The sequence below is a fragment of the Pelomonas sp. CA6 genome (assembly GCF_022549225.1).
Lineage (GTDB): Bacteria > Pseudomonadota > Gammaproteobacteria > Burkholderiales > Burkholderiaceae_C > Roseateles.
Window position 1 is genome coordinate 44,233 of the sequence record NZ_JAKZFD010000006.1, and the last position, 12,782, is coordinate 57,014.

Below are 12,782 nucleotides of genomic sequence, written 5' to 3' on the forward strand. Positions count from 1 at the left end.
CTTGCGGCAGATCGGGTGGGGGGCGCGGGAGCGTCCCGCGGCAAAGCAGCGATTTTAGCCGGCCCCGGGCCGGGCCGGCCAGGCCGCCGCCGCGCCCCCGGCGGGCGCTTCAGTCGATGCGCACGCGCCGGCTGCTGACGCTGTCCGCCTTCTTGGGCAGCGTGAGCGTCAGCACACCCTGGTCGTATTTGGCGCTGGCGCGCGCGTCGTCCACGTCGGCCGGCAACTGCAGGCTGCGCGAGACGGCGCCGACATAGCGCTCGCTGCGCAGCACGCGCTCGTCCTGGGTGCTGCGGTCATGCTGGCGAACCTCGGCGCGCAGCGTGACCATGGGGCCGTCGACATGGACCTGGATGTCTTCCTTGGCGACACCGGGCAGTTCGGCGACGATGGTGAACTGCTCGGCGCTCTCCTTGACGTCCAGCTTGATCTGGCGCGGCAGCGGGTCGCCATGCAACGGACGGATGTAGAACCCGGGCGCCCAGTCGCGGAAGAGGTCGTCGAACAGGCTGCTGCGCTCGGTGGGCAATTGGCTCATGGGTTGCTCCTTTCGCTGGATGGACTCAGGACGCAGAGCCGTCCGCCCCGACGGCGGGCGGCCGCGGTCCCGGCGCTGGGGCGCCGGGACCGCTTCCATGATCGCGCGCGCGGCGCCGGCGGGCTTGACGCGGCGCAACACCGCGAGGCGCCGGCCCGTCCCGGCGCCTCGGGCTCATTCGTCCCGGGTCAGGCGGTACAGGCCCACGTCGACGCGGCCGTCCAGGAAGCCCGCCTCGCAGTAGCAGAGGTAGTACTCCCACAGACGCTTGAACGCCGGGTCGAAGCCCTGGGCCTGGATCGCCGGCCATTCGGCGCGGAAACGCTGGCGCCATTCGGCCAGCGTGCGCGCATAGCTGTGGCCGAAGCGTTCCTCGGTGCTCAGGCGCAGTCCGGCGCGGCGCGCCTGCTCGGCCATGCGCTCGGGGCTGGGCAGCATGCCGCCCGGGAAGATGCAGCGCTGGATGAAGTCCGGGCTGGCGCGGTAGCGCTCGAAGTAGGGCTCGGCGATCGTGATCGCCTGCAGCACGGCGACGCCGCCGGGGGCCAGCCGGTCGCGCAGGCTGGCGAAGTACAGCGGCCAGTAGGCTTCGCCCACGGCCTCGATCATCTCGATCGAGACGATGCGGTCGTAGCGGCCGGTCTCGTCCCTGTAGTCCTGCAGGCGCAGATCCACGCGGTCGGCCACGCCCCATTGCGAGGCACGCTCGCGCGCGAAGCGGAGCTGCTCGGTCGACAGCGTCAGCCCCACGACCTCGGCGCCGAAACGCCGGGCCAGCGTGGCCGCCAGCGTGCCCCAGCCGCAGCCGATCTCCAGCACCTTCAGGCCGGGGCGCATGTCCAGCAGCTCGGCGATGCGGTCCAGACGCCGGGCCTGCGCGGCTTCCAGCGTGTCGGCGGGATCGTCGCGGTACAGCGCGCTGGAGTACAGCATGCTGTCGTCCAGCCAGCGCTGGTAGAAGGCATTGCCCAGGTCGTAGTGGTAGGCGATGTTGTCCCGGCTGCCGCGGCGCGTGTTGGCGCGGGCGCGGTGCAGCAGCCGGGCGAACCAGCGCGCCGGCCCACGGCTTTCGGTCAGCGAGCCCAGCGCTGCCTCGTTGGCCAGCCCGAAGGACAGCAGCGCGCTCAGGTCGGGCGAACTCCAGTCGCCATCGCGGTAGGAGAACGCCAGCCCCAGGTCGCCTTGCAGCAGCAGGCGCAACGCTGGGCGCCAGCGGTGCAGCCGCAGCTCCGCCTGTGGGCCGGGGTGGGGCCCGCAGGCCTCGAGGCGGCGGCCGTCCGGCAGGGTCAGGCTCAGCCGCCCATGCTGGATGCGCGACAGCAGGCGGCGCAGCGGCGCATGCCAGGCCGACAGCGGGTCGCCGGCCAGCGTGGCGGCGCAGGAGGGGGTGGACGTCGACAGCGGAAGCAGGGTGCTCATGGCGCGGGACTCAGGTCGGGTCGCCCGGGCGGACGACGGTCAGGGGATGGGCCGGCGCGGGCGGGCGCTCATGCAGCCGGGCCCCTTTCAGCCACAGGCGCAGCGCCTCCCAATGGATGCCGCCGATGACCTTCAGCGTCAGCAGCGGATGCAGGGCCAGCGCGCGCAGCAGCGCGGCGTCGGTGAGCGGCACGCGGCGCGCGTCCAGCCGCGCGTGCATCAGCAATCGGGCGGCGGCGTCGCGGGCGGGGCCTTCATGCACGCCGATGCCGATGCCCAGCCCCTCGCCCGGCGGCCGAACGCGGAAGCGGTAGTGCAGATCCATGCCGAGAAAGGGCGAAACAAACATCTGCTTGTCGCAGCGCTGCTCCAGCACCTCGGGCAGGGGGCGCGAGGCGTCGACCTCGATCAGGTAGCTGTGCCGCTCGCCGAAGGTGTTGTTGACCTCGTAGACGATGGCCTGCAGGCCGCCGCCGGGCGCCTCGCAGAACCAGACGCTGAGCGGGTTGAAGGCATAGCCCAGGATGCGTGGCATGGCCAGCAGCCGGATGGCGCCGCCCGTGGGCAGGCCGGCCTCGCGCAGCCTGGTGTCGATCTGCGCGCGCAGGCCGGGGACGTCGCTGGCGCTGCCGTCGCCGTGGTCGCCTGGATGGAAGCTGAAGAGGTTGAAGCGGCCCAGCGACCACCAGCGCAGCCGCGCGTCCAGCGCGGCCAGCTCGTCGATGTCCAGCAGCAGCGAGAACACCCGGTAGCTCAGCCGGTGGCGCAGCGGGTGCAGCCGCTGGTGCATCACCTGCCCGAGGTAGAGGGCCGAACCGGGGGCGGGGCTCATGTGGCCAGCGCCCGCGGCAGGTGGATGCGGTCGGACTCGCCGGCCACCGTCCAGGGGCGGCGCACGCCGCCCAGCGCCTCGGCGACCGCCAGGCCCGCCTGCAGCCCGTCTTCGTGGAAGCCGGAGCCGAAGTAGGCGCCGCAGAACCAGCTGCGTTGCTGGCCCTGCAGGGTCCAGAGTTCGCGTTGGGCCGCGATGGCGCCGGCATCGAAGCGCGGATGCTCATAGACCTCGGTGCGGATCAGATGCTCGGGGCGCGGCTCGACGCCGGGGTTGAGCGAGACGAACAGCGGCCGGGCCTCGCGCCCCTGGGGCAGGTGGGGCTGCAGCCGGTTCATCCAGTAGCTCACCGTGGGCGTCTGCGCCGGCTGGCCCGCCCGCGCGCGGCCGGCCAGGTAGTTCCAGCTCGACCAGACCCGGCGCCGCCGCGGCATCAGGGTCGGGTCGCTGTGCAGCACGGCCAGGTTGCGGGTGTAGGCGAAGGCGCCGAGCAGGCGGCGCTCGTCCTCCGACGGCGTGGCCAGCAGGCGCAGCGCCTGGTCGGCGTGCGTGGCCAGCACGACCTGGTCGAAGGCCGCGGTCCAGCTGCCACGCTGCGTTCGCAGGCGCACGCCGCCGGGCTCGCGCGCCAGTGCGGTGACCGGTTCGTCGCGGTGCAATCGGCCGGCAAAGCCGGCCGTGAGCCGGCGTACATACTCGCGGCTGCCGCCGACCACGGTGCGCCAGACCGGGCGATCGCGGACCTGCAGCAGCCCATGGTTGGCGCAGAAGCGCACGAAGGCGGCGACCGGGTACTGGCCGATCTCCGCTGGCGTCGAGGACCAGATGGCCGCGCCCATCGGATAGAGATGGTCGTCGCGGAAGGCGCGGCCATAGCCGCGCGCGTCCAGGTAGTCGTCCAGGCTCAGATCGCCGCACAGCGGGGCGTCGCGTTCGGCCTCGCGGTAGAAGCGCAGCAGCTCGCGCAGCATGGTCCAGAAGCGCGGCCGAAGCAGGTTGCTACGCTGTGCGAACAGGCCGTTCAGGTCGGTGCCCGCGTACTCCAGCGCGCCCTGGTCCAGGCTGACCGCGAAGGACATGTCCGAGGCCTGCGTCGGCACGTCCAGGTGGCGGAACAGCGCGCTCAGATTGGGATAGGCCGGTTCGTTGTAGACGATGAAGCCGGTGTCCACCGGATGCGAGCCCCCGTCGCAGGGCGCGTCCACCGTGTGGCTGTGCCCGCCGATGCGCGGCTCGGCCTCGAACAGCTCGACCTCGTGGCGCTGCGACAGCAGCCAGGCGCAGGACAGGCCGGAGATCCCGCTGCCGACCACGGCAATGCGCTGCCGGCCGCGCTCGGCGCCGGGCGGCAGCGGCAGGGGGGCGCGGGCGATCGGTTGAGGGGGCATGTGCTGCTCCTGGGGGTCTCTGGCGCTTCTACGCAGGCCGCCGCGGTTTGGATCGCTGCGGCCCGGGAACTTCGCGTTTTCCCTGAGGGCCCGGGTCCAGGGGGTGCGCCGGCGATGCTGGAGTGATCCATGGGCCGGCTTGCCGCGTACAAGCCCACATGGGCAGCCCGCGACGCGACAATCCGTTGAATGCCCCGGCCGGCGCGCCGGGCGAATCGTCCACGACCGCCGTGCCGGGAGCCCGCCGCTTGACCCTTGTTCCGTTCGATCCCGACCGTGCCGCCGCGCCGCCCGCGTCCGCCGAAGACTGGCCGGCGCAGATGCGACGGGTCGCCGAGCACCAGGACCGCGAGGCCTTCGGGCGGCTCTTCGCCCATTTCGCGCCGCGGGTGAAGAGCTATTTGATGCGCAGCGGCAGCCTCGAGGAGGCGGCCGAGGAGCTGGCGCAGGAAACGCTGGTGACGGTGTGGCGCAAGGCGGCGCTGTTCAATCCGGCGCAGGCGGCGGTGTCGACCTGGATCTTCACGATCGCCCGCCATCTGCGCGTGGACGCCGCGCGGCGGCATCGGCTGGACGGCGCCGGCGACGAGTGCTTCGAGTTCGACGCGCTGGAGGCCGATCAGCCCAGCGTGCCCGAGCAGCTGGACGCGACCCGGCTGGCGCGGCGCGTGCGCGACGCGCTGCATCGATTGCCGCCCGAGCAGGCCCAGGTGCTGCGCCTGTCCTTCTATGACGAGGAGCCGCATGCGCGCATCGCGGCCGAACTGGGCATCCCGCTGGGCACGGTCAAGTCGCGCATGCGGCTGGCGGTGTCGCACCTGCGCAAGCTGCTCGACCTTTGACCCCCGCTGACGATCCGACCATGGAGCCCCTGGACATCCGCCACCACCCCGCCGACGAGCTGCTGCTGTCGCTCGCCGCAGGCGCCCTGCCCATCGGCATGCAGCTGGTGGTGCAAACCCATCTGGAGCTGTGCCCGGCCTGCCGTGCGCGGGTGGCGCTGCTGCGCAGCGTGGGCGGTGCGTTGCTGGACGAGCAGCCCGCCGCGCCGATGCGCGAGGACGCGCTGGCCCGGGTGCTGGCACGCATCGACCAGGCGCAGCGGGCCGAGGCCGCCGGCCCGGACGCCGCGCGGCCGCCGCGTCGGGTGGCGCCGCCGCCGCCCTTGCCGGCCGGCGCGATCTGGCCGCGCGCGCTCGCCCGCTGCAGCGCCACGCGCTGGCGCTGGATAGGCCCGGGCATGCGCTGGAGCCGCGTCACCGTGCCCGACGCGCCGCAGGCGAATGTCTTCCTGCTGCGCATCGGGGCGGGCAAATACCTGCCGCAGCACACCCATCGCGGCACCGAGCTGACCCAGGTGATCTACGGCCGCTTCCACGACGGGCGCGCGCTGTTCGGCCCGGGCGATTTCGACCTCGCCGACGGCGAGGTCCACCACCAGCCGGTGGTGCAGGACGGCAGCGAGTGCATCTGCGTCGCGACGCTGGAGGCCCCGCTGCGCTTCGACGGGCTCATCGCCCGCTGCCTGGGCTCGCTGGTCGGCATGTAGCCGCGCTCAGCGCGGCGCCGGCCCAGCAGGACAGGCTGCTGACGCAGGCCCCCCAGGCCAGGTCGATCAGCGTGACCCGCCAGGGCCAGCCGCGCAGCGTGGCCTGGTTGGTCAGGTCATAGGTGGCATAGGCCAGCAGGCCCAGCATCGCGCCGCGGCCCAGCGCCGCGAACGGCCGCCCGGCGGCCAGCGCGGGGCTCAGCGCGAAGACCGTCAGGCCCGCGATGTAGATCGCGTAGAAGAGCAGGGCGGCTTTCCAGTCGACGCTGTCGGCCATCAGGTGGCCGAGCGCGGGCCGGTAGAGCGCGCTGGCGGTGTTGGTCAGCCAGAGTGCGTCCAGCGTCAGGAAGACGACGGTGGTCGTCGCGCAGGCCAGGGGCAGGCGCCACGCCGATGGGATGCGAGCGGGGGTGGAGGACAAGGTGGATCTCCGGTCGTGGGCTGAGGGAGGGAAGAACGTCGAGGTCAGGGCAGTCGATAGCTGAGCTGGCGGCCGCCCGCGACCTGCGCGTCCAGCGCGAGCCAGCGGCCGTCGCGTTTGTCCAGCCAGAGGGTCAGGTCTTGCGGCGGCGTGCCCGACGAGGTCCGCAGCCGCCAGCGCTCGGCGTCCCGCGCCTGCCCGCCGGCCTGGACGGTGGCGTCGGGCAGGCGCTCGAAGCGCACCTCCTCGATGCGGCCAGTCTGCGGGTTCAGCAGCCGGCTCTGGCGAGACAGCGCGGGGTGCCAGTAGGCGAAGCTCATCAGGCAGTCGCTCGTCCGGGCGGCCGCGTCCTCGCGCTGCAGGTCGACACGGGCCGGCCGGCCGTCGTCGTCGGTCTGCGACTGCAGTGCCTGCAGGCAGTCGCCACGCCAGCGTTCGCGCGCCTGGTGGCGGTAGCGATAGACCGGGATGCCCAGCAGCCGCACCTCGAAGCGCGCCGTGCTCTCCACCTCGCGCGCCGCCGGCGGGCCGCTGACGACGAAGCGATGCGAGCCGATCGGCCGGCCGTCCAGCCGCACCTCGAACTCCCAGGTCTGCGCGCCGGCGTCGTCCGCCGCGGCCCTGGCCAGCGGCGCCAGCGCCAGTGCGCCGGCCAGCGCCAGCGTGCCCGCTCGCGCCGTCCTCGCCGTCATCGGCCGGCGCCGCGCCGGGGCGGCCAGGGAATGAAGGCGCTGGTGCGTGTCACATAGTCGCGGTAGGCCGGGCGGCGTTCGCCGATGTCCTGTTCCAGCAGCGTCACGCCGGAGACGCGCAACAGCAGCAGCGTCATCATCAGCGGCGAGAGCAGGCACCAGGCGCGCTCCCAGCCGCCGCCGGCCAGACCCATCAGGCCCAGGCCCCACCACAGGCAGGCTTCGCCGAAGTAGTTGGGGTGGCGCGAGTAGCGCCACAGCCCTCGGTCCATCACCTGGCCACGCTGGGCGGGGTCGCGGCGGAAGCGGGCCAGCTGGGCGTCGGCCACCGTCTCCGTCAGCAGGCCCGCGACCGCGACCAGCGCACCCAGCGTGTCCCACGCGGTCCAGGCCTGGCCCGCCGGCGGCAGCGCGGCCAGCATCGGCCAGCCAACCATCCAGCCGATCAGCGCCTGCAACAGGAACACCAGCCACAGGCTCTTCAGCGCGAAGCCCGGCTGGTGGCGCTCGCGCATGGCGCGGTAGCGGCGGTCCTCCCCATGGCCCCAGTTGCGCAGGCTGAGGTAAAGCCCCAGGCGCAGCGCCCACACCAGGATGATGGCCAGCATCACGCCGCTGCGCGCATCGGCGCCGCTGCGCAGCACATAGAAGGCCGCCGGCGCGGCGACCAGGGCCGACCAGATCCGGTCCGCCAGGCTGGCGTCGCGCAGCGGAATGCTTGCCAGCCAGGTGGGCAGCGCGATCGCGACGCCCACCAGCAGGCCCGGCGCGCCGCTGGACCACAGGGCGGAACTCGTGGCCATGCCGCGTGCCTCAGCGCCGGGGCGCGAACAGGTAGTGGCTCACCCACCAGCGCTGACCGCGCTCATAGGCGAACAACTCTTCGACCGACAGCAGGAAGAGCCGCCAGCGCTGCCACCACATGGGCGCATGCGGCGCGCCATAGACCGTCTCGAACAGCGGCATCAGCGCGCCGCGCTGCGCGTCCAGCTGCGCCAGCCAGGCCGCCGCGGTGCGCGCATAGTGCCGGCCGTCCCAGCGCCAGCGCTGCTGCAGCGCGAGTTCGTCCTGGCACAGCAGCGCCAGATCGTCGCTGGGCATCATGCCGCCGGAGAAGAAGTACCGGCTCATCCAGTCGCTGGCGTCGCGGGCCTCGAAGGCGTAGGGTGCCTCGCGGTGCGCGAAGACATGCAGGAAGAACAGCCCGTCGTCCCGCAGCCAGCGGGCCACCTTGGCGAAGGCCAGTGGCCAGTTGCGCAGGTGCTCGAACATCTCGATCGAGACCACGCGGTCGAAGCGGCGCGGCGTCTCGAAGGCATTGAAGTCGCAGGTCTGCACCTCCAGGTTGCCCAGCCCGCGCGCTTGCGCCTGCCCTTCGATGAACTCGCGCTGGGAGGCCGAATTGGAAACGGCCAGGATGCGCGCGTTCGGGTAGCGCGCCGCCATCCACAGGCTCAGCGAGCCCCAGCCGCAGCCCAGCTCCAGGATCTGCTGGCCGTCGGCCAGGCGTGCCCGCGCGGCCGTCTCGGCGAGCGCCGCTTCCTCGGCCTGCGCCAGCGTGTCCACGCCCTCGGGCCACCAGCAGCAGCTGTACTTGCGCTGCGGGCCCAGCATGGCCTCGAACAGCGCCGGCGGCAGTTCGTAGTGCTGCTCATTGGCCTTGTCCGGCAGCAGGGCCAGCGGCGCGGCGCGCAGCTCGGCGAGAAAGCGCTGCGTCAGCACGGCGGCGCTCTCGCTGTCGCCATCGCGCAGCTCCTGCAGGCGCTGGCGCAGCAGGCGGCGTATGCCCAGGCGCAGCGCCGGGTCGGGGAGCAGGCCGCGTTCGGCCAGGCGGGTCGCCGCGAGGGTGAGGTCTTGGGCCATGGTGTTCCGGCACAGTGACAGGTTGCCCTCTTGTACGCGCCGCGGCCGGCGCTGGATCACCGCGCGGCCATCGTTGTGCGCGCCGCTCCGCTGGGGCGCGGAACGCGAGTAGGCGGCCCGTCGCGCAGCTCCCTAAAATGCCAGCGTCGTTCTTTGAGCGACACAGCGTCTTCAGGGCGGGGCGGAATTCCCCACCGGCGGTAGGCGAGGCTGCGGCGCAATGCCTGCAGGTCCCCGCGAGCCCGCGAGCGCTCATTGCCTCGTGCAATGAGGTCAGCAGATCTGGCCCCACACCAGAGCCGACGGTCACAGTCCGGATGAAAGAAGATGCGCAAGCGTCAGCGCATGCCCCATGCGCGGGCGGCTTCGGCCGTGCCCGCGGGGGCAGGCGCGGCTGCGTGCCCCGAAAACGTCTTCTCAACCTGTCAACGAGGAGCGTTTGAATGTCTCAAACCCAAATCGCCGAGCGCGCCGCGCCGGCTTACCCCTGCAGCGATTCCGCCGTGGAGGCCGCCCGGCGGCGCATCCAGCCGGCCCTGGAGGCCATGCGCCAGGGCATTCCCGTCGTGCTGATGGACGACGACGACCGCGAGAACGAGGCCGACCTGATTCTCGCGGCCGAACGGATCACGGAGCAGACCATGGCCCAGCTGATCCGGGACGGCAGCGGCATCGTGTGCCTGTGCATGACCGACGAGGACCTGTCCCGCCTGCAGCTGCCGCAGATGGTGGCGCGCAACGAAAGCTCGCACGGCACGGCGTTCACCGTGTCGATCGAGGCCCGCCATGGCGTGTCGACCGGCGTCAGCGCGCGCGACCGGCTCACCACCGTGCGGGCGGCCATCCATCCGCAGGCCCGCCCCGAGGATCTGGTCCGGCCCGGCCATGTGTTCCCGCTGCGCGCGCACCCCGGCGGCGTGCTGGCGCGCCCGGGGCACACCGAAGGCTCCGTCCTGCTGTCCCGCCTGGCCGGGCTGCGGCCGAGCGCGGTGCTGTGCGAACTGATGAACCCGGACGGCACCATGACGCGCGGCGCCCAGGTGCTGGACTACGCCCGGCGCCACGGCCTGCCCGTGCTCACCATTGCCGATCTGGTGCTCAGTGAGCGGCAGGAGTGCGGCGAAGGCTAAGTGTCCGTCCGGCCGCAGAGATAGCCGGAGAGCAGGTCCACGATGGCCTGCTCGACGGCCGGCATCGGGTGCGCCGGTGACGGGGTGATCACCGCTGCGTGGATCAGGGCTTCCAGGGTGCGCAGCACCACCCAGGTCGCGAGGTCCAGGTCGCTGGGCACGATCTCATGGCGGTGGTCTTGGAGCAGCTGGCGCACGCGGCGGAAGATGCCCTGGTCCGCCGGGCTGTGCTCGGCGGGCGCGTCGAAGAAGGGGAACTCCTTTTCCAGCACGCGGTGCAGCTCGGGCTCGACCTGGTGAGCCGCCATCCAGGCATGGACCAGGGCCGCCAGCTGCCCGCGCAGCCCGCGGGGATGGGCGGTCGCCAGCACGGTCTCCATCGCCGCCTGCATTTCGGTGGCGTGGCGCTCGTGCAGCGCGGTGATCAGCGAATCCTTGTTCGGGAAGTATTGGTAGACCGAGCCCACGCTGACGCCGGCACGTTCGGCGACCAGGTTGGTGTTGGTGCCGGCGTAGCCGCGCTCGGCCAGAACGCGAGCCGTGGCTTCCAGAATAGCCTCCACCAGCGCGCGGGAACGGGCCTGGCGCGGAACTCGGCGGGGCTGGGGCAGGGGCGGCATGGGGGCTCCGAAAGGCGAGTTTTCAACGTGAGTAATGGCTCATATTCTAATGGATATCGAGCAAATGCTCATGTTTGGAGTCATGCATGTCTTTTCCGTCTTCATCCCCCGTGTCGCCCTCCACCCATGCACCGCCCGCGGGGCCGGGCGTCCTGCGTTTGCTGCCTCTTGCGCTGGCGGTGTTCGTCGGCTTTCTGACGCTGGGCCTGCCCATGCCGGTGCTGCCGCTGCACCTGCATGACAGCCTGGGCCTGAGCATGCCGATGGTGGGCGTGCTGATGGGCGCGCAGTTCGTGGCGGCCCTGCTGTCGCGTGCCTGGGCCGGCAACTTGGCCGACCTCCGCGGCGGCAAGCGTGCCGTGGTCACGGGTCTGCTGCTGGCCGCCGGCTCGGGGCTGGCTTATTGGCTGTCCCTGGCCTTCACGGCCACGCCCGCGGCGTCGACGGCGGTGCTGCTGATCGGCCGCCTGCTGCTGGGTTGTGGAGAGAGCTTGGTCGTCACCGGGGCCCTCGGCTGGGGCGTGGGCATGCTGGGCCCCCAGCATGCCGGCAAAGTCATGGCCTGGGTCGGCATCGCGATGTATGGCGCCTACGCCGTCGGCGCGCCGGCCGGGGTGGCGCTGAATGCCGCCCAGGGCTTTGCCGGTCTCGCGCTGGCGACGCTGTTCGTGCCCTTCGTGGCCCTGGCCCTGGTGGCCGGACTGCGGGCGACGCCGCCCACCGCCACGCGGCGCACGCCCTTCTACCAGGTGCTGGGTGCGGTCTGGATGCCCGGCCTGGGGCTGGCCCTGTCCAGCGTGGGCTTTGGCGTCATCACCGCCTTCGTCGCGTTGCTGTTCTCCGCCCGGCATTGGGGGCAGGCTTCGCTGGCCTTCACGGCCTTCGGCCTGGCCTTCATCGCGGCCCGGCTTTTCTTCGGCCATCTGCCGGACCGGCTGGGTGGTGCCCGCGTCGCGCTCGTCTGCGTGCTCATCGAGGTGGTCGGCCAGTTGCTGATCTGGCGCGCGGATGCGGCTCCCATGGCCTACCTGGGGGCGGCGCTGACGGGCTTTGGCTACTCGCTGGCCTTCCCTGGCTTTGGCGTGGAGGCGGTGCGGCGCGCGCCGCCGCAAAACCGCGGCGTGGCCATGGGGGCCTATGTCGCCTTCCTGGACATTTCTCTGGGGATCACGGCGCCGGCGCTGGGCGCCGTGGCCGGCGCGGGCGATGTGGGCACGGTGTTCCTGGTCGGTGCCGTCGCGGTGGGGCTGGCCTTGCTGATCGCGCTGCGGCTGCTGCGCGCCACCCCGGGAGTCCGGCATGGCCAATGAACCCACCCAACTCCGCCTGTCCTGGGCCGTGGCCGAGGTGCTGGCCGTGGCTTCGCCGACGCCCTGCATGCGGCGTGTCACCGTCGGCGGTGCTGAACTTGCCGCCTTTTTGCGGGCGGAGGGCGTGGACGAGCCGGCCGCCTGGGTGAAGCTCTTCCTGCCCTCGGGCGAAGGGCGGGCCTACACGATACGCGGCATCAACCACGATGCGGCCAGCCTGGACCTGGACATCGTCCTGCACGGCGATGGACCGCAGGCCGGGCCCGCCTCGACCTGGGCGGCCGACGCGCAGCCCGGGGCCCGCGTGGGCATCGCCGGGCCGCGCAGTGGCGGCTTCCTGCTGCCGGCCGATGCCCGCTGGGTGCTGCTGGCCGGCGACATCACGGCATTGCCCGCGCTGCAGCGCATCGCCAGCGCGCTGCCGGCGGACCTCAAGGCCAAGGTCTATGTGGAGCTGCCGTCGCAAGCCGATCGCCAGCCCATCGACGACGCGGCCAAACTCAGGACCGACTGGCTGCTGGCGCGGGAGGGGCCCGGCGTGGCCCTGTGCCAGACCTTGCTGCATCGCCCGCTGCCGGCCGGCCCCGGCTATCTCTGGATGGCCGGCGAGTCCAGCACCATCCGCCGCCTGCGCCAGCACTACCTGCTGGAGCGCGGGATCGAACGCCACCGCGTGAGCGCCAAGGGCTATTGGAAAGCTGGCGAAGCGGACCACCGCGATGCCTGAGGCCGTGCGCCGGGGCGGGCGCTGAAAAGACAAAAGCCCCAGAGGTTTCCCTCTGGGGCCGAATCTGTTGGTGGAGAGGAGGAGGATCGAACTCCCGACCTTCGCATTGCGAACGCGACGCTCTCCCAGCTGAGCTACCCCCCCAACGAGAATGCGACTATAGCAGAGATTTCCGTGCTGTGGACAAGCGCATCGCATGCTGTGGGTGTCGCCGCGCGGCTAGGGCTGCCCCGCTGGCCGGGCGGGGCCGGGATCGCGCACACTGCGGCGCGTTGCACCCTCGGAAGCACACG

Annotated in this window: 14 protein-coding genes, 1 tRNA gene and 1 riboswitch; of the genes, 5 read left to right on the top strand and 10 right to left on the bottom strand. The window is 72.2% G+C overall.

Going from position 1 to position 12,782, the window contains the following annotated elements; all coding sequences use genetic code 11:
* Positions 1 to 109 precede the first annotated feature (109 nt).
* From LZ017_RS11555 to LZ017_RS11570, 4 genes are all read right to left on the bottom strand, one after another.
* On the bottom strand, positions 110 to 538 hold the full coding sequence (locus tag LZ017_RS11555) for an Hsp20/alpha crystallin family protein (RefSeq protein WP_241396983.1): 429 nt from the start codon (positions 536 to 538) through the stop codon (positions 110 to 112).
* A 174-nt stretch (positions 539 to 712) separates the two neighbouring features.
* Positions 713 to 1,957: a cyclopropane-fatty-acyl-phospholipid synthase family protein gene (locus LZ017_RS11560; RefSeq protein WP_241396984.1), complete on the bottom strand. Its 1,245-nt coding sequence runs from the start codon at positions 1,955 to 1,957 to the stop codon at positions 713 to 715.
* A 10-nt stretch (positions 1,958 to 1,967) separates the two neighbouring features.
* Entirely contained in the window at positions 1,968 to 2,789 is an 822-nt protein-coding gene (locus LZ017_RS11565; RefSeq protein ID WP_241396985.1) for a DUF1365 domain-containing protein, read from the bottom strand.
* On the bottom strand, positions 2,786 to 4,177 hold the full coding sequence (locus LZ017_RS11570; RefSeq protein WP_241396986.1) for an NAD(P)/FAD-dependent oxidoreductase: 1,392 nt from the start codon (positions 4,175 to 4,177) through the stop codon (positions 2,786 to 2,788). The genes LZ017_RS11565 and LZ017_RS11570 overlap by 4 nt, the downstream gene beginning before the upstream one ends.
* Positions 4,178 to 4,425: 248 nt before the next feature.
* Here LZ017_RS11570 and LZ017_RS11575 point away from each other — a divergent pair, with 248 nt between their 5' ends.
* Together LZ017_RS11575 and LZ017_RS11580 are read left to right on the top strand one after the other, a co-directional pair.
* Positions 4,426 to 5,019, top strand: coding sequence for a sigma-70 family RNA polymerase sigma factor (locus LZ017_RS11575; RefSeq protein ID WP_241396987.1), 594 nt, complete (start codon positions 4,426 to 4,428; stop codon positions 5,017 to 5,019).
* Positions 5,020 to 5,039: 20 nt separating this feature from the next.
* Positions 5,040 to 5,726, top strand: a complete 687-nt coding sequence (locus LZ017_RS11580; RefSeq protein ID WP_241396988.1) for a ChrR family anti-sigma-E factor — start codon at positions 5,040 to 5,042, stop codon at positions 5,724 to 5,726.
* Here the strand turns inward: LZ017_RS11580 and LZ017_RS11585 are convergent.
* Genes LZ017_RS11585 through LZ017_RS11600 form a run of 4 tightly spaced genes read right to left on the bottom strand, consistent with a single transcriptional unit; the run spans position 5,689 to position 8,702 of the window.
* Entirely contained in the window at positions 5,689 to 6,147 is a 459-nt protein-coding gene (locus LZ017_RS11585; protein ID WP_241396989.1) for a DUF2177 family protein, read from the bottom strand. The two genes, LZ017_RS11580 and LZ017_RS11585, sit on opposite strands and share 38 nt — an antisense overlap.
* 44 nt (positions 6,148 to 6,191) lie before the next feature.
* On the bottom strand, positions 6,192 to 6,839 hold the full coding sequence (locus LZ017_RS11590) for a DUF6134 family protein (protein WP_241396990.1): 648 nt from the start codon (positions 6,837 to 6,839) through the stop codon (positions 6,192 to 6,194).
* A complete protein-coding gene (locus LZ017_RS11595) occupies positions 6,836 to 7,642 on the bottom strand; it encodes a DUF1295 domain-containing protein (protein WP_241396991.1) in 807 nt (268 codons plus the stop codon). Before LZ017_RS11595 ends, LZ017_RS11590 begins: the two co-directional genes overlap by 4 nt.
* A gap of 10 nt (positions 7,643 to 7,652) precedes the next feature.
* Positions 7,653 to 8,702 (bottom strand): cyclopropane-fatty-acyl-phospholipid synthase family protein, encoded by a 1,050-nt coding sequence (locus tag LZ017_RS11600; RefSeq protein WP_241396992.1) that lies wholly within the window; start codon positions 8,700 to 8,702, stop codon positions 7,653 to 7,655.
* A 163-nt stretch (positions 8,703 to 8,865) separates the two neighbouring features.
* Positions 8,866 to 9,035, top strand: a riboswitch (FMN riboswitch).
* 110 nt (positions 9,036 to 9,145) lie between these two features.
* Between LZ017_RS11600 and ribB the strand changes: the two genes are divergently transcribed.
* Entirely contained in the window at positions 9,146 to 9,832 is a 687-nt protein-coding gene (gene ribB, locus LZ017_RS11605; protein WP_308194071.1) for a 3,4-dihydroxy-2-butanone-4-phosphate synthase, read from the top strand.
* Here the strand turns inward: ribB and LZ017_RS11610 are convergent.
* On the bottom strand, positions 9,829 to 10,452 hold the full coding sequence (locus LZ017_RS11610) for a TetR/AcrR family transcriptional regulator (RefSeq protein ID WP_241396993.1): 624 nt from the start codon (positions 10,450 to 10,452) through the stop codon (positions 9,829 to 9,831). The genes ribB and LZ017_RS11610 overlap by 4 nt on opposite strands.
* Positions 10,453 to 10,538: 86 nt before the next feature.
* On the opposite strand from LZ017_RS11610, the gene LZ017_RS11615 reads away from it, so the two are divergent.
* Both LZ017_RS11615 and LZ017_RS11620 read left to right on the top strand, forming a co-directional pair.
* Positions 10,539 to 11,762: an arabinose transporter gene (locus tag LZ017_RS11615; RefSeq protein ID WP_241396994.1), complete on the top strand. Its 1,224-nt coding sequence runs from the start codon at positions 10,539 to 10,541 to the stop codon at positions 11,760 to 11,762.
* Positions 11,752 to 12,489, top strand: a complete 738-nt coding sequence (locus LZ017_RS11620; RefSeq protein WP_241396995.1) for a siderophore-interacting protein — start codon at positions 11,752 to 11,754, stop codon at positions 12,487 to 12,489. The genes LZ017_RS11615 and LZ017_RS11620 overlap by 11 nt, the downstream gene beginning before the upstream one ends.
* A 68-nt stretch (positions 12,490 to 12,557) precedes the next feature.
* On the opposite strand, the gene LZ017_RS11625 is transcribed toward LZ017_RS11620, so the two are convergent.
* Positions 12,558 to 12,633 (bottom strand) — tRNA-Ala (locus tag LZ017_RS11625).
* Positions 12,634 to 12,782 lie beyond the last annotated feature (149 nt).

Bases quoted from the DNA above. Each gene is read 5' to 3' on its own strand.
- LZ017_RS11555 (WP_241396983.1), bottom strand. From the start codon at position 538: ATGAGCCAATTGCCCACCGAGCGCAGCAGCCTGTTCGACGACCTCTTC.
- LZ017_RS11560 (WP_241396984.1), bottom strand. From the start codon at position 1,957: ATGAGCACCCTGCTTCCGCTGTCGACGTCCACCCCCTCCTGCGCCGCC.
- LZ017_RS11565 (WP_241396985.1), bottom strand. From the start codon at position 2,789: ATGAGCCCCGCCCCCGGTTCGGCCCTCTACCTCGGGCAGGTGATGCAC.
- LZ017_RS11570 (WP_241396986.1), bottom strand. From the start codon at position 4,177: ATGCCCCCTCAACCGATCGCCCGCGCCCCCCTGCCGCTGCCGCCCGGC.
- LZ017_RS11580 (WP_241396988.1), top strand. From the start codon at position 5,040: ATGGAGCCCCTGGACATCCGCCACCACCCCGCCGACGAGCTGCTGCTG.
- LZ017_RS11590 (WP_241396990.1), bottom strand. From the start codon at position 6,839: ATGACGGCGAGGACGGCGCGAGCGGGCACGCTGGCGCTGGCCGGCGCA.
- LZ017_RS11595 (WP_241396991.1), bottom strand. From the start codon at position 7,642: ATGGCCACGAGTTCCGCCCTGTGGTCCAGCGGCGCGCCGGGCCTGCTG.
- LZ017_RS11600 (WP_241396992.1), bottom strand. From the start codon at position 8,702: ATGGCCCAAGACCTCACCCTCGCGGCGACCCGCCTGGCCGAACGCGGC.
- ribB (WP_308194071.1), top strand. From the start codon at position 9,146: ATGTCTCAAACCCAAATCGCCGAGCGCGCCGCGCCGGCTTACCCCTGC.
- LZ017_RS11610 (WP_241396993.1), bottom strand. From the start codon at position 10,452: ATGCCGCCCCTGCCCCAGCCCCGCCGAGTTCCGCGCCAGGCCCGTTCC.
- LZ017_RS11615 (WP_241396994.1), top strand. From the start codon at position 10,539: ATGTCTTTTCCGTCTTCATCCCCCGTGTCGCCCTCCACCCATGCACCG.
- LZ017_RS11620 (WP_241396995.1), top strand. From the start codon at position 11,752: ATGGCCAATGAACCCACCCAACTCCGCCTGTCCTGGGCCGTGGCCGAG.